Here is a 21211-nt window from a genome sequence, read left to right as displayed (position 1 = left end):
TCCGCATAAAATCCAACTTTTTTTGTAAAAAGACTTGATTTTTGCACATTCTTGTGCTATCATAATTCCTATATGACCGATACTTTAAGGAGGTGGGACAATGCCAAACATCAAATCTGCTAAAAAGCGTGTTAAAGTTATTGCTACAAAGACTGCTCGTAATAAGGCTACAAAATCTGCTCTCAGAACAGCTGTAAAGAAGGCTTATTACGCAGTTGACACTAACGCTGACAACAAAACAGAGGCAGTTCGTCTTGCTATTAAGAAAATTGACCAGGCAACAGCTAAGGGTATTCTTCACAAGAACACTGCAGCAAGAAGCAAATCATCACTTGCTAAAAGACTTAACGCATCAGCATAAGTGCAATAAATCTTACAGGCTTAAAAGCAGAGAATATTCTCTGCTTTTTTATTTTGTTCTGTTGACATTTTTGTAAAAACTGTTAGAATATAAATAAAGATACGGCAGATACTACTGCCGTACAAGCATACAAAATTTGGAGGCGACAGAATATGAAAAATCATAAGTGCAGATGGGCTTTAATTATCGGTATCATCTCTGCAGTTGCAGCTCTTTCTGCTGCTCTCACAGCGTTCTTTATTGTTAAGGATAAGCAGAAAAAAGATGACGAGGAGCTTATGGAATACCTCGACAGCTCAATTGAGTAATTATTGAGTAAATCTTAAAAGCCGAATGCGGACCGTTCATTTTTTGGGCGGTCCGTTTTTATGAAACTTCATTTTATTTTTTGTGGTGATTTTATGATACGGGAAGAACTTGACCGACTTCTCTGTGATGCCAAAAGCAACGCAGAACTCAAAGAAAAACTTCTGAAAACCGAACAGAGCGAAAATCCGATTGACAACTTCTGTTCTCTCTGCCGGTCGCACGGGTACAAAATCAGTGCAGGCGAACTTTTTGCACTCGGACTTGACGAAAGCGACACCAAGCTTCGCAGTGTGAACGGCGGCGGAGTGAACGCAATTGACGGCTGGGACGATGCCTACGAGCAATTTATTCTTACATTGAAATGGACATGACTATGAAACACTACTTCCCGAAATACTGCGAAAAATTCAGATGCATTGCGAACCTCTGTCCCGACAGCTGTTGCAGGGACTGGGATGTTGTTGTCGATGATACAAGCTTTGATTTTTATAATACAGTCAAAGGCGAGTTTGGCGACAGGCTCAGGTCGCTTATGACAATTGACGAGGACGGCGACAGAATTTTCATCAGGCAAGGTGAAAAATGCCCGTTCTGGAACAGCGATATGCTGTGCGACATTTACATCAACCTCGGCGAAAATCACCTTTGTCACACCTGTAAGGAATTTCCGAGAATCACTCAGGACTACACCGTTTTTTGTGAACATACGCTTTCGTTTGCCTGTCCCGAGGCGGCAAGGCTTATGCTTGAATCGGATTTTGACACAGGCTTTGCAACCGATATTCCGCAGGACTCACAGACCGATTACAGCACAACCGAGATGAATTTTTTGCTCTCTGCAAGAAAACGCACTTTTGAAATTCTCTCAGACTGCAAAATGTCCTTGTCCGAAAGATTGTGCAGACTTCTTGCCTTCAACGAGCGTGTGCAGAATATGCTTGACGATGAAATTTTTGACATCACGGCTATGCCGACAGATGAATATAAAAAGCAAAGCTGCGGAGATGCGTCATTCATTTTTGATTTGCACAAAACCCTTGATATTATGAGTAATGATTGGCTATGTGAGCTTGAAGCAACCGCCGATTTTGCAAAAAATAATACGCTGTCAAACCGTTTTGACAAACCGCTTACCGCCTATCTTGACTATTATGTCCGCAGATATTACCTTTCCGCAATCGACAGTTTTAATGTCATATCCACAATCAAGCGAATGGTCTGTGCATACATAGTGACCGCTTATGAACTCGAAAGGCCCAACAATCCGACTCAAGCCGAAGTTGTGAAAATTTTGCAGGGATATTCAAAAGAGGTCGAACATTCCTATGAGAACGGCGAACTCCTCGAAGATGAATTTATCTTCAATCCACTTTTTTCAACCGACAATTTAATAGGTATTTTATAAATAAATCCCGAACACATTTTACCGTGTTCGGGATTTGTTGTTTATTCTTTATTTTCGTCCGAATTCTTTTTGTTTCGTTTTTTCACGGAAACAATGTCAAGTTCAAACCAGAATGTACTGCCTTTGCCGAGTGTACTGCGAACGCCGTATCTTGCATTGTGGCTGTCAAGAATACCCTTGACTATTGACAAGCCGAGTCCCGTGCCGATAACGCCACGCTTATGCTCCTTGTCAACCTTGTAGTAACGATCCCAGATGTATTCAAGCTTTTCGGGAGGAATGCCGTCACCGTGATCCGTTACCTCAATGAGAACCTTTTTGCCGTTTACCTTTTGCGTTACAATAACGGTTTTGTCTTCACCGACATAATTGACTGCATTGTTCACAAGATTATAGATTACCTGTGAAATTTTCAGTTCATCGGCTAAAATGTAGACATCTTCGTCACTCTCAAACAGAATGTTGTATCCGTCCTGTTCCTTGAGCTTTGCGTACCTTGTGAAAATATTCTTGATGCTGTCGGTAAGACAGAATTCAGATTTTTCAGGTTGAATTGCACCCGACTGAATTTTTGAGAGGTCAAGCAAATCGTTGACAAGTGTTGAAAGTCTTGTTGCCTCGTCAATAATAATCTGAATATTTTCGGGAGTGTTTTCACCGGGCAGGTCACGCATAACCTCGCCGTAGCCCGTAATCATTGTCAGCGGTGTTCTCAAATCGTGCGAGATGTTGGCTATAAGCTCTTTTTGCAATTTTTCGGTTGCGGCAAGCTCCGTTTTTGCGTAGTTCAGCGTTTCGTTGAGCTCCTCAACCTCAAGATATCCTCTTGCGTTAAAGTCAACATCATAGTTTTTCTTTGCAAGCTCCTTTGCCGCCGTGTTTGTTTTTGAAATCGGCTTTGCGATTCTGTAGCTTGCGTAAAGCGAAATTATAACGGCAAGAAGCACAAACACAACCGAAACGATTGCAAGCTGGTCACGGACGATTTCAACCGTGTTAGTCAGCGGTGTGATTGACGATGTTACAATCAAAAAGCATTCGCTGCCGTCCTGCAGATTGATAATGTCGGTGTAAACCATATTTTGAACATCTTTATCGGGAGCGGAAGCATACCGAATAGTATTCCTCTCGGCTGTGTCGGATGAAGAATATTCATTAAAAAACTGTCGTTCAAACTTGCCTTTAATGCTGTCCTCTTTGTAGTTACTTGTGATGAACATATAATGTCCGTCATTTTCCTCTGCCAGCTTGTAGTATGAATAGACATCGTGATACTGAAAATTCAGGTTTGAAACGGGGTTGTCATATTCGCAACAATACTTCAATGTGAAAAGAGAAGTTGAATCGTAAACATAAACCGAAAGTGAATTGTAGCTTGCAACATTTTCAATTGTTCCGAGAGCGTTTTTGTTTTCTTCAATCGACTTTGAAATAACCTGTGCGTTCTTTTCAACCTGTGAAGATTTTGTTGCCGTGTAGAACGATTCAAGAAAAAAGGTCTGGAACACCCACAACACGATCACAATTGCAAATCCGAACAGAAGAAAATAGCATAACAGCTTAAAATTCAACGGCAGATAATGGCGGTCAAATCGTTTGTTAGATTGTTTCAAAACGGTAACCCACCCCTCGAAGCGTTACAATGCATCTGCTGTATTCGCCAAGGCTCTTTCTGAGAAGCTTAATGTGTGTGTCAAGCGTTCTTTCGTCACCGAAGAAGTCGTAGCCCCAGACCTCGCTTATAAGCTTTTCACGGGTGAGTGCAAGTCCTTTGTTCTTTACCATATAGAAAAAGAGTTCGTATTCCTTTGGCGTCATCTCAATTCTTTTGCCGTCAATTGTAACAATTCTGGCTGAGAAATCAACCGAAAGACCTTCGTATGTAAATACATCCTTCTTCACATTCTCTTCGTTCTGAGCGCCTTGTGAACGCTTGATTACGGCATTAACACGCATCATAAGCTCCTTTGGCGAGAACGGTTTAACAACATAGTCGTCACTGCCAAGCTCAAAGCCGTGAATTTTATCGTACTCCTCGCCTCTTGCCGAAAGCATAATGATAGGTGTTTTCTTGAATTTTCTGATTTCCCTGCAAGCGGAAAAGCCGTCAAGCTCAGGCATCATAACATCCATTATAATAAGGTCAAAGTCCTCTTTACGGCAAATTTCAATTGCCTGCATACCGTCAACGGCTTCTTCAACCTCAAAGCCCTCAAATTCGGCATATTTTCTGATAATCTGTCTGATTCTTGCCTCATCGTCAACAACAAGTATCCTGCTCATTTTTGTACGCCCCTTTTATTAAAATTATAAGCGTCGGTTAAGACGCAGTGTATTCCGACTGTTACTCTATCATCCGAATGTGATAAAATTATGTTAATTTTCAATTTTGTTGGTGAAGTATTGTATGGGCGGATATTATCTGTCCATACGGCGAGCCGCCGTTCCCTATTCGTGAAGATAGTATGATATTAAAAACACATATTATGCCCGAGCGTAATATCGTAATTCTTCGTACCACACTGTTGGGGAGAACCTCGTTCGCCCGCGGGAGAACACGGTTCTCCCTTACAAACAATACATATCATTCATCACATCAAAAACTAAATATAAACATATAAATTCATCAAACGGGCGGATAATATGTGCAGTGTAGTAACATAGTATACAACAGTGCAAAGACATAGTATACAGTTTTATGATAAAATAAATGGCAAGAAAATAGCAAATGAAGGAGCTGTTTTTATGCCGTGGGAGTGTAAAACTGTGGAAAAACAAAGATTAGAATTTGTTACAAAAGCATTAGAAACAAATAATTTTAGTGCTCTATGTCGGAAATATGAAATCACACGCAAAACTGGTCGCAAGTGGGTTGATAGATTTAAACAGGGACTGCCCTTAACTGATATGTCACGCAGACCATTATGTTCTCCTAACAAAACGCCTGACGACATTGAAGAATTAATCGTTTCTGTTCGTTTCGATAACCCGGGTTGGGGTGATGATAAAATTAAAATTTTTCTTGAAAATCAAGGGTATAAAAACATTCCTTGTCCAAGAACCATTACTAACATTCTTCATAAACACCAACTCATATCTGAAGAGGAATCTCTCAAAAGAAAGCCTTTTAAACGCTTTCAGAAAGAACATTGCAATGATATGTGGCAAACTGATTTCAAGGGAGAGTTTTTAACTGCCGATAATCGTTATTGCTATCCATTGACTATTCTTGATGACAGCTCACGATACTCAATCAAAATAGCATGCTTTCCTAACACTAAAAATGTCGTTATTAACGCTTTTAAGCAAGCTTTTTATGAGTTTGGTATGCCATCAAGCGTACTTTCTGACAATGGTTCTCAGTTTGCAGGTTTTAAACATGGATTTACTATGTTTGAAAAATTCCTTATGAACAATGACATTCTTCCCATACATTGCAGAATTAAACATCCGCAAACACAAGGAAAAATTGAACGGTTTCATGGCAGTATGAAAAGAGAACTTTTAAATCATAATCTATTCAAGAACTTGGATTACGCTGACAAGGCTCTGCAAGAGTGGCGAACTAAGTATAATTGCCTGCGACCTCATGAAGCACTTGGGAACAAATGTCCTGCCGATGTCTATACTCACAGCGAAAGGATTTTTGCTGACAAGGTGGAGCCGTTTGAATATGAACCCGGCTTTAAAGTCATAAAAGTAAATTCGTGGGGATATGTCCGTTTTCAGAATTTTCAATTATATCTTAGTGAAACTTTCATCAATGATTATGTTCAATTCAGACCTAATCCAAACAATGATTCATTTCTTGTTTGCTATCGCAATTTTGTTATTGCTGAGTATGACTCGTCATCCGGCAAGCGTATTCACCGCAAGATTTCAAGACTGTGAATTTGTATACCATGTCCTTGCACAGGTGGTTACCATGTTGCACTTGACATAATATCCGCCCCTACGGTATAAATATTTACATTTTTATACCTGAATAAAAATATGTTTTATTGGCTAACACGGTTCGCCGCTGTACTTCAAATCACAACTGTTATAACAATCCGTTAAAATGATTATACCACATTTCATTTCTTATTGAAATACCGTTGAAAATAAATTATAATGTATAGTGTTAAAATTTGGTGCTAAATTCATATTAAGGAGTTCGGATATGGAAATAAGAAAAATCAAGGCGCAGACGGTATGCGATACGGTTAAAAAGCTGTTTACCGACTGCAACTATTTTATCGGAAAAGACATTATGTGCGCCCTTGAAACCGCAAGGGATAACGAAAGCTCGCCTGTAGGCAAAAGTGTACTTTCACAGATTATCGAAAACGATAAAATTGCGGCTAGTGAAGAAGTTCCCCTTTGTCAGGATACGGGTATGGCTGTCCTCTTTGTTGAATACGGCGATAGGGTTGTTATTGAGGACGGCAGTTTTGATGAGGCTGTCAACGAGGGCGTTCGCAGAGCCTATATTGACGGCTACCTTCGCAAGAGTGTAGTAAATGATCCTGTTTTCGACAGAATCAATACAAAGGATAACACTCCTGCAATTATCCACACAAAAATTGTCAGCGGAAATCAGATTAAAATTACCGCCGGCGGCAAGGGCTTCGGCAGTGAAAATATGTCGCAGATAAAAATGCTCACCCCGTCAAAGGGCATTGAGGGCGTTAAGCAGTTTATTCTTGATACTGTTTTTCAGGCAGGTCCAAATCCCTGTCCGCCTATGGTTGTCGGTGTCGGAATCGGCGGTACTTTTGAAAGAGCCGCCCAGCTTGCAAAAAAAGCAACCTTCCGTCCGATTGATTCCAAAAATGAAGATGAACGCTATGCACAGCTTGAGGATGAGCTCCTCACCGAAATCAATAAAATGGGCTTCGGCCCTGCAGGACTCGGCGGCAATACAACTGCAATCGGTGTGAATATCGAAACTTCACCCACACACATTGCAGGAATGCCTGTTGCGGTCAACATCTGTTGCCATGCCGCAAGACACGCAAGTGCAACGATCTGAGGAGGAAAAGCTGTGGAAAAGAAAATTACACTTCCGATTACGGATGAAGATATCAAAAATCTCAAAGCAGGCGACAGCGTTCTGCTCTCGGGTTCAATCATCACAGGCAGAGATGCCGCACACAAAAGACTTTATGAATTGATTCAGAAGGGCGAAAAACTTCCCGTTGACATCAAAGGCGAGCTTATCTATTATGTAGGTCCTGCCCCTGCAAAGCCCGGTTATGCAGTAGGTCCTGCAGGTCCGACATCAAGCTATCGTATGGATAAGTACGCTCCGTCATTGCTTGACCTCGGACTCAAAGGAATGATAGGCAAAGGCGCAAGAAATAAAGAAGTTGTCGATGCGATTGTTCGCAACAAGGGCGTGTATCTTGTCGCAATCGGCGGAGCGGCGGCACTTATCGCAAAAAGTATCAAGAGCGAGGAAATTCTCTGCTATGAAGATTTAGGCACAGAGGCTGTTCGCAGATATGAGGTTGAAGATTTTCCGTGCATAGTTGCAATCGACAGCAACGGCAACAATGTCTATGAAACCGAACCGCCAAAATACAGAAAATCATAATTCGGCGGCATTAAATTAAAAGAAGGTCGGAGAGCGCAAAAGCTTTTCCGACCTTTTGTTTGTTGTAAATTATTGCTTGCCGCTCTCTTCTTTTTTCTCTCTGAAAGCGAAGAAACGCTGACCGATGTAGTTGAATGCCACAAAAAGGCATGCGCCTACTATCATTGAGAAGTTGCCTGCAAACTTTTCAACGCTCCAGCCGAACATTGTCCAGCAGTTTGCCGTACAGAGCATACTGATGAGCGGAATTGCAATTCCGTAGGCAAGTCCGTAGCATACTGCAATATTGAGTGCAAATTTAACGATTGGCTTCCAGCCCTTGTCCTTGTTTTTGAATGTGAAGTATTTGTTGAGAAAATAGCTTAAAATACTGCCGAGAATGTAGCCGACAAGCGACGAAATCCATTCGTTCCATCCGCAGAGGTTAAAGAACAGAAACTGAAGTCCCATGCCTACAACCGTGTTTAAAATTCCGACAAGTATAAACTTCCAAAATTTAATGTCAAAAAACTGCTTTATAAAATTACCCATTTAACCCTTAATCTCCTTATCGTCTTTTTCTTCGTTATCTTCATCTTCAAAATTAGAGAATTTTGTAATGTAGATAGGTCTGTCCTTGGCTTCCATATAAATTTTTCCTATGTATTCGCCGAGAATGCCGATTGACATTTCGGTGATACCGCCCATAAAGAGGATTGCGCACAGCGTGGTGACATAACCGGGTGTGGTAATTCCGAGAAACAGCGTCTGAATCAGCGTTATTATAATGTATATGAGCGAAATTACGAAGATGATAAATCCCATAACAGCCGTGAATCTGAGCGGTGCAACCGAAAAGCTTGTGATACCCTCAATCGCATATTTGAACAGACTTGAAAATTTCCATGTTGTCTGACCGAGCTGACGGTCAACTGTTTTGTAGGCAATCCATTTTGTGTTGAAGCCAACCCATGAGAAAATGCCCTTTGAAAATCTTTGAACTTCGCTGAGTTCAAGGATTGAGTCAACCATCTGACGGCTCATCATACGGAAGTCCATTGCGCCGTAGGGCATTTTTACATCTGTAAGCCTATTTGAAAGCTTGAAGAACAGCTTTGAAAAAATTCCTCTGAACTTGCTTTCGCCCTCACGGTCGGCACGCTTTGTCGCACAGCAGTCGTAACCCTCATGTTCAACAGCCTGAATCATCTGAGGAAACAACTGCGGAGGATGCTGAAGGTCGGCGTCCATAACAACAACATAATCGGCTGTTGTGTGTTGAAGCCCTGCAAACATTGCAGCCTCTTTTCCAAAATTTCGTGAGAACGAAATATACTTGATATTGTTAAAAGTTTTCGCAAGCTTTTTCATAATGAGATAGGTTCTGTCCTTACTGCCGTCATTTACAAGTATGTATCTGAAAGAATACTCGGGCAGAGAGTCGATAACCTTGTTGGTTTCAAGCACAAAATGCTCAAGTCCTGCCTCTTCATTATAGCAGGGAACAACTAAATCTATTGTTTTCATTTTTTACATCACCTTTATAAAGTTAAACCCACCTCATAGGAGTGAGAGTATCCGCACTTAGATTTTAATTATAACAAAGCTAACGCAAAAAGTCTATTTTTTTTAAGATTTTTATGTTTTTTTATTTACATCACACACGAAAAGCGTTAAAATAGAATGGATTACTTGTACCCGATTGCATTTTTGTGCATATCGGAAAACAATTACAAAATATTTCGGAGGTCAAATTATGCCCGCTGTAAAGAAAAAGAAAAAGTCGGAGCCTGTCACGATTGAAAACAAAAGTGGCTTCAAGGGCTTTTTCTCAAACAATCTATTTATTATTCTGGCTTTTGTCATACCGTTTGTGCTGATGACAGCCGCTTTCGGAGTTATGAAGGTTTCGCCGTTCGGTGACAATCAGATTCTTGTAACCGACCTGTGGCATCAGTATTATCCGTTCCTTGCGGATATGCAGGAAAAGCTCAAGCACGGCGAATCGCTGTTCTGGTCATGGACGCAGGGCGGAGGTGTAAACTACTTTGCGCTTATGTCCTACTACCTTATGAGCCCGCTCAACTTTTTGACGGTATTTTTGCCGAGTGAATGGCTGAGGGAATTTTTGATGTTCTCTGTTGTAATCAAGGTTGCATGTGCAAGTATGTTTATGGCAATCTTTTTACGCAGTCTTTTTAAGAAGAATGATTTTTCTCTTGTGATTTTCGGATGCAGCTTCGGCTTTTGCGCATTCTTTATGGGCTATTATTGGAACACAATCTGGCTTGATACGGTTTGTATCACACCGCTTGTTGCTCTTGGCGCAGTAAAGCTCTTCACAGAGGGCAAGTTCAGACTTTACATAGTTTCGCTTGCACTTTCACTTTTGACTAACTATTATATCGGTTTGTTTGCCTGCATTTTTGTACTGCTGTCATTCATTGCATACAACATTGTAAAATGGGACGGCATCAAAAAGTTTGCAACAAATCTTCTTCACACAGGTATTTACTCGTTGATTGCACTCGGACTTACTGCATTTTTCCTGTTGCCGGCATTCTTCGGTCTGCAAAACACAAACGCATCGGGTGCAACTTTTCCGACAACCTTTGCAATCAACATAGGTTCAACAAACGACCTTATGGGTGTGCTTGAGGCAATCAGAAAGATTCTTTCAAACTTTATCACCTTTGTGCCGCCTGCAATCAAAGAGGCTGACGCGTTGCCCAACATTGCCTGCGGTACACTTTCTCTTGTACTCGGTATTCTTTTCTTCACAAGCAAGAAAATTTCGCTCAAAGAGAAAATTGTTGATGGCTGTCTTATCGGTTTTATGATTATCAGCTGTATCATCAGACAGCTTGACTATATCTGGCACGGCTTCCACTTTACAAATATGATTCCGTACCGTTTCAGCTATCTCATCAGCTTTGTGCTTGTTGTTATGGCATTCAGAGCATTTATGCTTCTTGAATCAAGCTCTTGCTGGGATGTTATCCTTGCCGCACTCTTTGTTGCGCTTGTAATCATCTTTGGCATCGGCACACAGGAGGCTTATGCGCTTGTCGGCACGGCAGTTATTGCGGCTGTAATCTGCGTTCTGCTTTTCCTCTATACAAAGAGAATTGTTCCGAAACAGGTTCTTTTGATTGTATTCGGCGTCATAATTGTGGGCGAGAGTGCCGCCGCAGGTTATATCGGTGTTAAGACAACAACTGTAACGGGTACTTACGATTATCCGAGAGGCGAGGAAAGTACGGCACAGGTAATTGACTATATGGACAGCCTTGAAGGCAATACAACCGAAATGTGGAGAGCGGAGATGACATCAACTCAGACTCTTAATGACGCGGCTCTTAACCACTACAACGGACTTTCAATGTTCAACTCAATGGCTAATGTTGATATGACCGTGCTGTTTGAAAACTTTGGTATGATGGGTTGGAAGAGCGGTAACCGCTATACCTATGCCGAGGGTTCACCTGTGACAAACCTCTTTATGAATCTTAAATATCTCATTGCCCGTGACGGTATCTATATGAATACCTATGACCTTACAGAGGCTTACGGCGTCGGCAATGTAAAGCTTTTACAGAACAACCACTATCTGCCGATGGGCTTTATGACAAATTCCGAGCTTGCAGGCTGGCAGGTTAATCAGAACGAGGATCAGTTCAATCCGTTTGACACACAGAACGAATTTTTTAAGCTTGCAACCGGCATTAAGGATGATGTTTATACTCCGCTTGATGTTGTTTCTCAGGGACACACAGACTACACCCAGTTCCCCGTAAACAAAACGGATTACGGAAGATATTCATTCAACTGTAACGATACAACGGTTACTCCGCATGTAAAGTGGAATTACGAAGCACCTAAGGACGGCTTGTATCTTATGTATGCCGATATTTCGGGCGGTGACGATGTAACTGTTATGATTAACGATGTTGCACAGAGCAAGACCTACGGTATGGGCAGAAGCTACATTGCCTGCATCGGTCAATGCAAAAAGGGCGACAAGATTTCCGTTTATTCAAATCTTCAGCAGGGACAGTCGGGTTCTGCAATGGTATTTGTTGATGTTCTGAATCAGGATGTCTTTGAAGAAGGCTACAAGAAGCTTTCAAATAGCGTAATGACAACAACAAAGCTTACCGGCAGTTCTATGGAGGGAACAATCAATGCACAGGAAAACGGATTGTTCTACACCTCTGTTCCGTATGAAGAGGGCTGGAAGGCATATGTTGACGGCAAGGAAGTAACAATTACTCCTGTCGGCAACGCACTCGTTGCATTCAATCTTGACAAGGGCGAGCATACAATCAAGCTTGAGTATTATCCAAAGGGATTTGCAATAGGCTTGACCGTGACAATCATATGTGCCGCAACCTTTGCGTTCCTCTGCGTATGGACATATATCATCAAAAAACGCGGAAAAAAGAAAGGCGATATTTCTGAAAATCCCGAAGAAGTTCAGATTAACGCTGAATAACAGAATTAAATATCTTTAAACATTACCGCCGTACAGCGAATAATCTGTACGGCGGTTTTTGTGTTGTAAAGCAAACGGTATGCGGCTGCATTTATAAGGTTCAATTTTTAACTTTACTTATCTCCCGATTTTGTACAAAGGGCGGCGATAAGTCCGAAAACTATTGCGGCGGAGATTCCTGCGGCGGCACTTGTAATACCTCCCGTAAGGATTCCGAGTGCGCCGTCCTCGGACAATGCCTTGCGAACGCCCTCGCTCATAAGAAATCCGAAACCGCTGATTGGCACGCTTGCGCCTGCTCCGGCAAAATCGACAAGCGGTTTGTAAAGTCCGACTGCTCCCAAAATCACACCGGCCACAACAAAGCCTGTGAGTATTCTTGCGGGAGTGAGTTTTGTTTTATCAATGAGAAGCTGACCGACCGCGCAGATGAGTCCGCCAACCCAGAATGCATTTAAATATTGCAAGCTGACACTTCCTTTTAAATTGTTTTGTCATTATCAATAAATATTGTTCCGAATTTTTGGTGAATAATTCCCGAAGAGCATTGATTGTGTGATGAGAAACTGAATTTTTGTGAGTTTGCGCTGTTTTTTTGGAAAAACTCTACACAAAACGCTCATTTTATAGTATAATCTATCATGTTCGTTTCTGCGTTTTTGTATGGCACATTTAAATTGCAGAATAAAGGCACAGAGATTAAGTATTTAATTTTAAGGAGTGAAAAGTCACATGGTCGAGGTTAAAAACCTTACAAAATTTTATGGCAGCATAAAGGCCGTTGACGACATCAGCTTCACTGTTGAAACAGGTGAAGTTCTGGGATTTCTCGGACCGAACGGTGCGGGCAAATCCACAACAATGAATATGATAACAGGTTACCTTTCTTCAACAAGCGGTACTGTTACCATTGACGGATGTGAAATTCTTGACGATCCGATTCACGCAAAGTCAAAAATCGGTTATCTTCCCGAAATTCCGCCTCTGTACATTGATATGACGGTTAAAAAATATCTTGAGTTTATGTTTGATCTCAAGAAGGTGAAGCTGCCCAAAAAGGAACACATTGACGAGGTTATGCGTCTGACAAAGATTACCGAGCAGGCTGACAGAATTATCAAGCATCTGTCAAAAGGTTACCGTCAGCGTGTAGGCCTTGCACAGGCGCTTCTCGGCAATCCGCCCGTAATCATTCTTGACGAGCCGACAGTCGGTCTTGACCCTAAGCAGATTATCGAAATCAGAAAGCTTATCCGCAATCTCGGCAAAAAGCATACGGTCATTTTCTCATCTCATGTTCTTTCCGAGGTTTCCGAGGTGTGCGACAGAATCGTCGTTATTTCAAAGGGCAAAATTGTTGCCGATGCGAAAACCGATGAGCTTTCCGCTCAGGTATCGGGCGGTCAGAAGCTCTCGCTCGTTGCAGAGGGAAGCACTGCCGACATTACCGAGGCAATAAAGAAAATTCCTGCTGTTAAGCATGTTGCAAAGACAGGCAGTAATGTTGACGGCAGCGGCAGATATATGATTGAATACGAAACAGCAAGCGACATCAGACGAGATGTTTACAATGCCATGGTAAGAATCGGTGCGGTAATTCTTGATATGCAGTCAGGCAATGAAACACTTGAGGATATGTTCCTTAAGCTTACCTCAGGCAAATATGACAGCAGAAAGGAAGATATGTAATGGGTGCTATTTTAAAGAGGGAGCTTTCCTCTTATTTCAATTCGGCAATTGCATATGTTGTTTTTGCCGCTTACTTCTTCTTTTCGGGTGTGTTTTTCTACAACTACTGCGTTGTGTACAACTCGGCAAGCTTAAGCTATGTTTACGGCAATATGCTTTTGATTATCCTGTTTTTAATTCCGATTATAACAATGAAATCTTTTGCGGATGAAAAGTACCAGAAAACAGATCAGGCACTCTTTACCGCACCTGTAAGCCTTACAAAGGTCGTTCTCGGCAAGTTCCTCGGTGCATTTGTGCTTTATGCAATCTGCAGTGCAATCTTCCTTCTCTATGCGGTTGTAATTTCGTTCTTTGCAACTCCGGAATGGTCGGTTATTCTTTGTACATTTCTCGGACTGCTCCTCTTTGGTGCGGCTCTTATTGCAATAAATGTGTTTATCTCATCTCTTACGGAAAGCACAATTGTTGCAGCTATCGTAAGTATGGCGGTAAACCTTGTTATCTATATGATGACAAATTTCACAAGTATGATTTCAATCGACTGGATTAAGAACATTATCGGAAAAATTGACTTTGCTACATACTATAATTCATTCAAATACGGTCTGCTCAGCGCAACCGATATCACATTCTTCCTGAGCGTGGCAGGATTGTTCATATTCTTTACTGTTCGTGTTCTGGAAAAAAGACGCTGGAGCTAAGGGGGTAATATAAATGAGCGAAGAAAATAAAAACTTAAATACTATCTCCGAAGAAACTGCAAGCGCCGACAGTAATGCGGTGGCAGAAACAGCCGGTAAAACGGAAGATACAAAAGCTAAAAAGGCTAAGAACAAAAAATCAAAGCCTCAAAAAGAAAAGGGAAAATTCAAAAAGTTTATGAAGTCAAGAAAGGCAAAACACGGCACGGTTGCAATGGCAATCACGGCTCTTGTTATTGTTATGGTGATTGTTCTCAACATTATAATCGGACTTCTTGTTAACAGATTCCCCGACCTTGAGCTTGACCTCACCTCAAACAACTCGTTTGCTCTTCAGGATGACACAATTGATTATGTTTCACATCTTAACAATGATGTTACCGTTTATATACTTATGGAGAAGGACAAATTTGAAGGTCAGGGAACATACTTTGTTCAGGCTCAGAAAATGCTCAATAAAATGGCGAGCAAGTCAGACGGAAAAATGAAAATCAAGTATGTTGACCTAACATCAAATCCCTCCTTCACATCCAATTATCCGAATGTTGACTGGCAGTCAAGCTCAGCAAACAACATTGTTCTTGTTGAGTCGGGCAAGCAGTACAAGGTGCTTACCCTTACGGATTGCTTTGAGTATGATGAGCAGACCTACAACTACTACGGCACATACAGCTTTACAGGCACAAAGATTGAGCAGGCTGTTGTAACGGCAATTCTCAATGTTACAACAGACGACAAGGTTGTTGTTGATATGATCAAGGGCAACAACGAGCAGGATTACTCATCGCTTAAAAGTCTTCTTGAAAACAACGCTTATCAGGTGAATGAGGTTTCACTTGCAACAGGCGATTTTGACAAAGACGCTAAGGTTGCAATTATGTATGCGCCGTCTGTTGACCTTGACGAAAAAATTGTTGAAAAGCTTTCAACATGGCTTTCAAATGACGGCAAGTACGGTCGCTCACTCATCTATGTTCCGACTGCCGATATGGGGGAGATGCCTAACCTTGACGATTTCCTCAAGGAATGGGGTATGTCAATTGACAGAGGCTATGTGTTTGAAACAGACGAAACCGCGCTTGTAAATGCAAACTCACCGTATGCATTCACGGTAAGCTACGGTGATTACTACAAAGATAACCTCAAAAACAGCAAGATTCCTGTTGTTGTATCAGAGTCACACGCTGTTAATATTACAGATGAAAACACCGCACACGCATTGCTCAAAACTACGAACAAGGCAGGCGTATTGCCGATTGATGCCGACAAGAGTTGGGACTACAAGGACGCAATCACAGGCAACGGTGAAAATGTTGCCGCAGAGGGCGTTATGACAAACGAGGACAAAAAATCGTCAAGAGTTGTTGTATTCGGTTCATATGTTATGTTCAGCGACACAATTATGCAGTACAACAGCTTTAACAACTCGGCATACTTTATGAATGTAATCAACACAATTGCAGACAAGGAAGATGTCGGTATTACAATTGAGAGTAAGTCGATTGATAATACAGAACTCGGCATTACCGATGTTGCAACACAGAACACAATGCTTGTTGTGTTTGTAATCGTTATCCCGATTGCAATTCTTGTTGCAGGCTTTGTTTTCTGGCTACGCAGGAGGAACAGATAATGAAAAAGAATACTAAAATATTGATTATTGTCTGCGCAGCAGCATTGATTCTTGCGGGACTTATGTGTCTGCTCATCTTTCTTCCGAAGGGCGACGGTTCGTCATCGGGAGCAGCAACATATGATGAGGGTGTAAAGATGAGCGTTACAACCGATAAAGACGGTGTTCATCAGGCACAGATTCAGACAAACGATAAGGGTGAAATTGATAACAACAGCTACGGCACTCTTATGGATTATATCCCTGCAAAGATTTCAAAGATTCATCTTGAAAACAAAAAAGGCACTCTTGACATCAAGTCGTACACCCCGACCGATAAGAACGGCAAGACAAGTGCTACACAGTACACAATTGTAGGTTATGAAGATTTTGACCTTCAGGGCGGTATTGCAGATAACATTGCAAACAATGCCGCAAGCATTGACTTTACAAAGGTTATGACCCTTGACGGCTCAAAGCTTGCCGATTACGGTCTTGACAAGCCGAGAGATACTGTTACCGTAACTTATACCGACAAGACAAAGGCTGTTATCTATGTCGGTGATGATGCTCCGCAAAGTGCGGGAACATACATAAAGTTTGGCGACAGTGACACAGTTTACCTTGTTGCCACAGATTCTGTTTCTGCATTTGACTACGGCCTTACCGACCTTATCAGCCTTACAATCAACGATGCGGCATCTAACAACGACAACAGTGAGGCATCCTCAATTGAAATTTCAGGCTCTAACTTTCCAAAGACAATCACTCTAAAGCCAAATTCAGACGGCAAGAACTCAGCTTCTTTTGTTATGACAAGCCCTGTTGAGTGCTACGCAAACGAGAACGAAAGCAGTCTTGTTGCAGGCGGCATAAGAGGTCTTTATGCCCTCACGGTAAAAATGGTTAATCCGTCATCCTCACAGCTTTCAAGCGTAGGTCTTTCTGAACCGTATGCAAAGTTAAAGGCTGTTTATCCCGACACAACGGTCAGTCTCAGAGCTTCAAAGCCGGACGGTAACGGCAATGTGTGCCTTATGAAAGAGGGCGGAAATATTGTATATACAATTTCCGCCGAAAAGGTTCCGTGGGTTAAAACAAGCTATGACAGCCTTGTAAACGAATATGTGCTTTATCCGAAGATGAGCGCATTGTCGGAGGTTTCCGTAAATGACGGCAAGAACACCTACACATTCTCGCTGAGCACTGCGCAGAAAACAAAGACAGACGACAACGGCAGTGAGTCTACAACAACCACAACAACCGTTAAGAACGGCAAGACAGAAATTGAGCTTGCAACATTCTCGGGCTTCTATGAAAATCTTACTATGATTGAGCTTGCCGATACAAAATCGGACAGCAAGAACGGTTCGCCTGTTCTTACCGTTACATATACATACTCATCCGACGGCTCGACAGACACTGTAAGCTATTATAAGTCTGACGGCAACCGTTATGTTGCGGTTATCAACGGCAGAGTTGCAGGTCATGCATATCAGTCGAAGGTCAACACCGCTGTCAAACAGGCTGCAAGTGTTGCCGCAAACAAATCGGAATAATCCTTGAGTTGAGTTTAGTCTTTTACACCCGAGCTTTTTAGTTCGGGTGTTTCTTTTGCCGGGTATATGTATACAAGCACAATTTTTATAAATAATCAGACAATATATTGCAATGCGGCAGTTACTATAGTATAATAGTCATATGAAGGTGATTTATATTAACTTTAAATGGTGAATATTATGAATATGGTTCTGCATTGTACAATATGTGATGATAACCCTTCGGCGGCTCAACAGGCAAAGGAAATTGCCGAGCGTGCTTTTTATGAAAAGAATATATCGGCGGATATTTCAGTATACACCGACAGCGGTCAGTTTATGTTTGAGCTTGACGACAACAAACAAATTGATATTCTGATTCTCGACATTGAAATGCCCAAGGTGTCGGGCTTTGAAATTGCGGAATATGTGAAAAAATTAAACCCGAATTGTCTTATTATTTTTATGACCTCCCATGTAAATTATGCCGTTGACGGATATAAACTTGATATTTTCAGGTTTGTGCCAAAACAAGACGGAGATTATAGGCTGAAGACCGCATTGCTTGACGCGGCAGGCGTTATTGACCTTGAAAGCAAAAAGTCATATTTCATTGAACGGCACGATATGTGCGGTATGCTGCCGTGCAAGTACATTTTGTACATTACCAAAAGGGGAAAAAACAGCGAAATTTACCACCTCAAAAGCAAAGAGCCGATAAAAATACGAAAACCGCTGGCGGCTGTGTTTGAAGAACTTGACTCAAATGAATTTATTTATATTTCCAGAGGCTGTATTGCAAATATGGCAAATGTGCAGAAAGTTGACCGCCGCGAATGGGTATGCAAAAACGGCGACAGAGTGCCGATAAGCGCATCACTCTATGCGGAAATTAAGGAGAAGCTGCTTGATTTTTGGGGGCGAAAAATAATATGCGATTGACACGCTCCGACAAAAGCGTGAAAATTAGCGGTCAAAAATCGGCAATTTAAAGACTAATTAACACAAGCAGGTTTTTTGTGTTATAATAATATCGAAAACAGGGTCTGTGAATCTAACCGGTCACAAATAAATACGCAAGCCTTGCTCTTTGAAAGTTATTCCGAAAGATATGTTATTTTGGAAAACCTTATCCTGTTTCGCACATCCTAACCCCGAAACACTTTTAACACTGCTGCATTTACATTTATGCGAAACAGAAAAAGCCTGAGCATTTTTGCTCAGGCTTTTTGAATGCTTGAAAAAATTATTTTGTTCCGAAAATTCTGTCGCCTGCATCGCCCAAGCCGGGGCAGATGTATGCATTTTCGTTGAGCTCACGGTCAAGACAGCCGACATAAAGCTGAATGTCGGGGTGCGCATTCATAAGAGCGTCAACACCCTCGGGAGCTGCGATGATTGACATGAACTTGATTTTCTGACCGCCGTGCTTTTTGATGAAATCAACAGCGGCAATAGCCGAACCGCCTGTTGCAAGCATCGGATCAACAACAACAATCTGACGCTGGTCGATTGGATCGGGCAGCTTGCAGTAATATTCGTGAGGTGCGTGGGTTTCGGGGTCACGGTAAAGACCGATATGACCTACCCTTGCAGACGGAACAAGTGCAAGAATACCGTTTACCATACCAAGACCTGCACGGAGGATAGGCACAACTGCGAGCTTTTTGCCTGAAATAACAGGCTGAACAGACTCCTCAATCGGAGTTTTTACCGTGATGTCCTGAGTTTCAAGGTCAGAAAGAGCTTCGTAACCCATAAGCATTGCAATTTCTTCAACCAATTTGCGAAATTCGTTTGTTGATGTGTCTTCTTTTCTGAGAAGTGTAATTTTGTGTCTTATAAGCGGATGTGTCATGTACGAAACTGACATATCATTGCCTCCTTGTTGAATTTTGATTATTTGATTAACTTAATGATACTAAAAACCGTTCAAAATGTCAATGATATCAGGGATTAAGCGATGCTTTTATCCTAAACATTATTTCATAATATATACGGATTTGCCGTGCTTCGCTGCTCCGACTTTTTTCTGTCGATAAACATAATTCTGACAATTTGTCCGTTTGTCAGAGAAAATAAAAAAATTCAAAAAACATAAAACAAATGTTTGATTTTTTTGAAATTGTATGGTACAATCATACTGTAATTACAAACAAGGGGCGTTGCGATATGAAACCTTTAAGCAAAAGCCAACAGAAAATTTTCGATTATCTAAAGGAATGTGCAGGCGAGGGCAGAGTTCCGTCAGTTCGTGAAATCTGCGAAGAAACGGGACTGAGTTCAACATCAACCGTTCACCACCACCTCAAGGCACTTGAAGAAAAAGGTCTTATTTCACGAGAACACGGCGTGAACCGTTGTATTCAGATTAACGGCATGGAGAAAAACACCGATGTTCCCGTTTTGGGCAGAGTTGCGGCAGGTTATCCGATTCTTGCCGTTGAGAATATTGAATGTTATGTGCCTGTTCCCGACAGTTTAAAAAGGGGCAGAGAGCTTTTTGCTCTGCGTGTTCAGGGCGAAAGTATGATTAACGCAGGCATTTTCCCTGACGATATTTTAATTGTTCACCGCACACCTGTTGCGGAGAACGGCGAAATCGTTGTTGCTCTTGTCGGTGACGAGGCGACCGTAAAGCGTTTTTACAAGGAAAACGGTCACTTCAGACTTCAGCCTGAAAACGATAATTTTGAACCGATTATAGTTGACGAAGTCGCTTTGCTCGGCAAGGTGATCTCGCTTGTAAGATATTTTGATTAAAAGGATTAGCTATGAAAGTTAAATTTTACAGCCTTAATACAGACAAGCCGTTGAAATACGCCGTAATTTGTGCGAGATACAACGGAAAATGGGTTTTCTGCAAACACAAAAATCGTGATACATATGAAATTCCGGGCGGTCATCGTGAGGACGGCGAAGATATTGAAGCAACCGCAAAGCGTGAACTTTGGGAAGAAACAGGGGCGAAGGATTTCGAGATCTGTCCCGTATGCATCTATTCGTTCACGGATTACGGAATGCTCTATTTTGCGGAAATTCGCAGTTTCGAAGAACTGCCGCCGCTTGAAATTGAAAAGATTAATCTTTTTGACGATATACCAAAAAATTTGACATACCCTACAATTCAGCCGTTCCTTTTCGAAAGAGTACAGGAGTTTTTAGAAACGAAATAACAAAATACTGTTTGCAATCTGCAAGATAATACATTTGAGAGGAAGTGATAAAATGCGTGACTATGTGATTTACGATATGTACACAGATGACAGAATGTTTCGTTACGAGGTCTATAAGCACCCGAACGGAATGTACGAAGTGTGTGTTCAGTCGAGAGAGGCGGAAGATTTTGCCGTGAACGAGCAGTACCTCTACTGCGACATTCCCGAAGAAGTCACACATTTTACCGACACTCTCGAAAGAGCAATAGAAATCGGCGACTGCAAGCTGTACTGCCTGATCGGCGAGTATCTTGCACGCTGTTCGTGAAGCCGGACTGTGAAGTACAGCCGCAGTGTGCTGTGTGTTAGGCTGAGCCGATTTT

At 41.7% G+C, this 21211-nt stretch carries 22 protein-coding genes; 16 read left to right on the top strand and 6 right to left on the bottom strand.

The window, feature by feature from the left end:
* Window positions 1-100: 100 nt before the first annotated feature.
* The 4 genes from rpsT (at window position 101) to fliB (ending at window position 2075) form a co-directional block, all read left to right on the top strand.
* Complete coding sequence (gene rpsT, locus QDI94_RS07760) at window positions 101-361, top strand: 30S ribosomal protein S20 (RefSeq protein WP_101028284.1); 261 nt, start codon at window positions 101-103, stop codon at window positions 359-361.
* A gap of 152 nt (window positions 362-513) precedes the next feature.
* Window positions 514-669 carry a hypothetical protein gene (locus QDI94_RS07755; protein ID WP_015523052.1) on the top strand — a complete coding sequence of 52 codons (156 nt, stop codon included), beginning with the start codon at window positions 514-516 and terminating at the stop codon, window positions 667-669.
* Between the two features lie 60 nt (window positions 670-729).
* Window positions 730-1041, top strand: a complete 312-nt coding sequence (locus tag QDI94_RS07750) for a hypothetical protein (RefSeq protein WP_278868179.1) — start codon at window positions 730-732, stop codon at window positions 1039-1041.
* Between the two features lie 2 nt (window positions 1042-1043).
* Entirely contained in the window at window positions 1044-2075 is a 1032-nt protein-coding gene (fliB, locus tag QDI94_RS07745) for a flagellin lysine-N-methylase (RefSeq protein ID WP_278868177.1), read from the top strand.
* Between the two features lie 41 nt (window positions 2076-2116).
* Here the strand turns inward: fliB and QDI94_RS07740 are convergent, their stop codons facing one another.
* Together QDI94_RS07740 and QDI94_RS07735 are read right to left on the bottom strand one after the other, a co-directional pair.
* The gene (locus tag QDI94_RS07740; RefSeq protein WP_278868175.1) at window positions 2117-3688 is read right to left on the bottom strand and encodes a sensor histidine kinase; all 1572 of its coding nucleotides are present in this window, start codon (window positions 3686-3688) and stop codon (window positions 2117-2119) included.
* The gene (locus tag QDI94_RS07735; protein ID WP_015523055.1) at window positions 3675-4358 is read right to left on the bottom strand and encodes a response regulator transcription factor; all 684 of its coding nucleotides are present in this window, start codon (window positions 4356-4358) and stop codon (window positions 3675-3677) included. Before QDI94_RS07735 ends, QDI94_RS07740 begins: the two co-directional genes overlap by 14 nt.
* 483 nt (window positions 4359-4841) lie before the next feature.
* On the opposite strand from QDI94_RS07735, the gene QDI94_RS07730 reads away from it, so the two are divergent.
* The 3 genes from QDI94_RS07730 to QDI94_RS07720 all read left to right on the top strand — a co-directional run bounded on the left by QDI94_RS07730 (window position 4842) and on the right by QDI94_RS07720 (window position 7653).
* Window positions 4842-5966: an IS481 family transposase gene (locus QDI94_RS07730; protein ID WP_278866599.1), complete on the top strand. Its 1125-nt coding sequence runs from the start codon at window positions 4842-4844 to the stop codon at window positions 5964-5966.
* A gap of 277 nt (window positions 5967-6243) precedes the next feature.
* On the top strand, window positions 6244-7089 hold the full coding sequence (locus tag QDI94_RS07725; RefSeq protein WP_423242033.1) for a fumarate hydratase: 846 nt from the start codon (window positions 6244-6246) through the stop codon (window positions 7087-7089).
* Window positions 7090-7101: 12 nt separating this feature from the next.
* Entirely contained in the window at window positions 7102-7653 is a 552-nt protein-coding gene (locus QDI94_RS07720; RefSeq protein WP_021883846.1) for a Fe-S-containing hydro-lyase, read from the top strand.
* A gap of 69 nt (window positions 7654-7722) precedes the next feature.
* Here QDI94_RS07720 and QDI94_RS07715 read toward each other — a convergent pair whose 3' ends face one another.
* Both QDI94_RS07715 and QDI94_RS07710 read right to left on the bottom strand, forming a co-directional pair.
* Window positions 7723-8184 carry a GtrA family protein gene (locus tag QDI94_RS07715; RefSeq protein WP_278868172.1) on the bottom strand — a complete coding sequence of 154 codons (462 nt, stop codon included), beginning with the start codon at window positions 8182-8184 and terminating at the stop codon, window positions 7723-7725.
* Window positions 8185-9159: a glycosyltransferase family 2 protein gene (locus QDI94_RS07710; RefSeq protein WP_101028277.1), complete on the bottom strand. Its 975-nt coding sequence runs from the start codon at window positions 9157-9159 to the stop codon at window positions 8185-8187. It abuts the gene before it with no gap.
* 229 nt (window positions 9160-9388) lie between these two features.
* On the opposite strand from QDI94_RS07710, the gene QDI94_RS07705 reads away from it, so the two are divergent.
* Window positions 9389-12127, top strand: a complete 2739-nt coding sequence (locus QDI94_RS07705) for a YfhO family protein (RefSeq protein WP_278868171.1) — start codon at window positions 9389-9391, stop codon at window positions 12125-12127.
* 113 nt (window positions 12128-12240) lie between these two features.
* On the opposite strand, the gene spoVAE is transcribed toward QDI94_RS07705, so the two are convergent.
* Window positions 12241-12594: a stage V sporulation protein AE gene (gene spoVAE, locus QDI94_RS07700; RefSeq protein WP_278419768.1), complete on the bottom strand. Its 354-nt coding sequence runs from the start codon at window positions 12592-12594 to the stop codon at window positions 12241-12243.
* Window positions 12595-12859: 265 nt separating this feature from the next.
* Between spoVAE and QDI94_RS07695 the strand changes: the two genes are divergently transcribed.
* The 5 genes from QDI94_RS07695 (at window position 12860) to QDI94_RS07675 (ending at window position 18612) form a co-directional block, all read left to right on the top strand.
* The gene (locus QDI94_RS07695) at window positions 12860-13816 is read left to right on the top strand and encodes an ABC transporter ATP-binding protein (protein ID WP_278419767.1); all 957 of its coding nucleotides are present in this window, start codon (window positions 12860-12862) and stop codon (window positions 13814-13816) included.
* Window positions 13816-14520 (top strand): ABC transporter permease, encoded by a 705-nt coding sequence (locus QDI94_RS07690; protein ID WP_278419766.1) that lies wholly within the window; start codon window positions 13816-13818, stop codon window positions 14518-14520. The genes QDI94_RS07695 and QDI94_RS07690 overlap by 1 nt, the downstream gene beginning before the upstream one ends.
* Window positions 14521-14533: 13 nt before the next feature.
* The gene (locus tag QDI94_RS07685) at window positions 14534-16153 is read left to right on the top strand and encodes a GldG family protein (RefSeq protein WP_278868170.1); all 1620 of its coding nucleotides are present in this window, start codon (window positions 14534-14536) and stop codon (window positions 16151-16153) included.
* A complete protein-coding gene (locus QDI94_RS07680) occupies window positions 16153-17691 on the top strand; it encodes a DUF4340 domain-containing protein (protein ID WP_278868169.1) in 1539 nt (512 codons plus the stop codon). Before QDI94_RS07685 ends, QDI94_RS07680 begins: the two co-directional genes overlap by 1 nt.
* Before the next feature lie 180 nt (window positions 17692-17871).
* A complete protein-coding gene (locus QDI94_RS07675; protein WP_278868168.1) occupies window positions 17872-18612 on the top strand; it encodes a LytR/AlgR family response regulator transcription factor in 741 nt (246 codons plus the stop codon).
* A gap of 304 nt (window positions 18613-18916) precedes the next feature.
* Here QDI94_RS07675 and upp read toward each other — a convergent pair whose 3' ends face one another.
* Complete coding sequence (gene upp / locus QDI94_RS07670; protein ID WP_101028391.1) at window positions 18917-19543, bottom strand: uracil phosphoribosyltransferase; 627 nt, start codon at window positions 19541-19543, stop codon at window positions 18917-18919.
* A gap of 299 nt (window positions 19544-19842) precedes the next feature.
* Here upp and lexA point away from each other — a divergent pair, with 299 nt between their 5' ends.
* From lexA to QDI94_RS07655, 3 genes are read left to right on the top strand one after another with little or no spacing between them, the layout of a single operon-like run.
* Entirely contained in the window at window positions 19843-20433 is a 591-nt protein-coding gene (gene lexA / locus QDI94_RS07665) for a transcriptional repressor LexA (RefSeq protein ID WP_015523059.1), read from the top strand.
* 11 nt (window positions 20434-20444) lie between these two features.
* Window positions 20445-20846: an NUDIX hydrolase gene (locus tag QDI94_RS07660; RefSeq protein ID WP_101028390.1), complete on the top strand. Its 402-nt coding sequence runs from the start codon at window positions 20445-20447 to the stop codon at window positions 20844-20846.
* Between the two features lie 52 nt (window positions 20847-20898).
* Window positions 20899-21156, top strand: coding sequence for a hypothetical protein (locus QDI94_RS07655; RefSeq protein ID WP_101028389.1), 258 nt, complete (start codon window positions 20899-20901; stop codon window positions 21154-21156).
* The last annotated feature ends 55 nt before the right edge of the window (window positions 21157-21211 follow it).

The organism is Ruminococcus bromii, from assembly GCF_928721825.1.
Taxonomy (GTDB): domain Bacteria; phylum Bacillota; class Clostridia; order Oscillospirales; family Acutalibacteraceae; genus Ruminococcoides; species Ruminococcoides bromii.
This window is presented reverse-complemented; position numbering and strand designations above follow the sequence as displayed.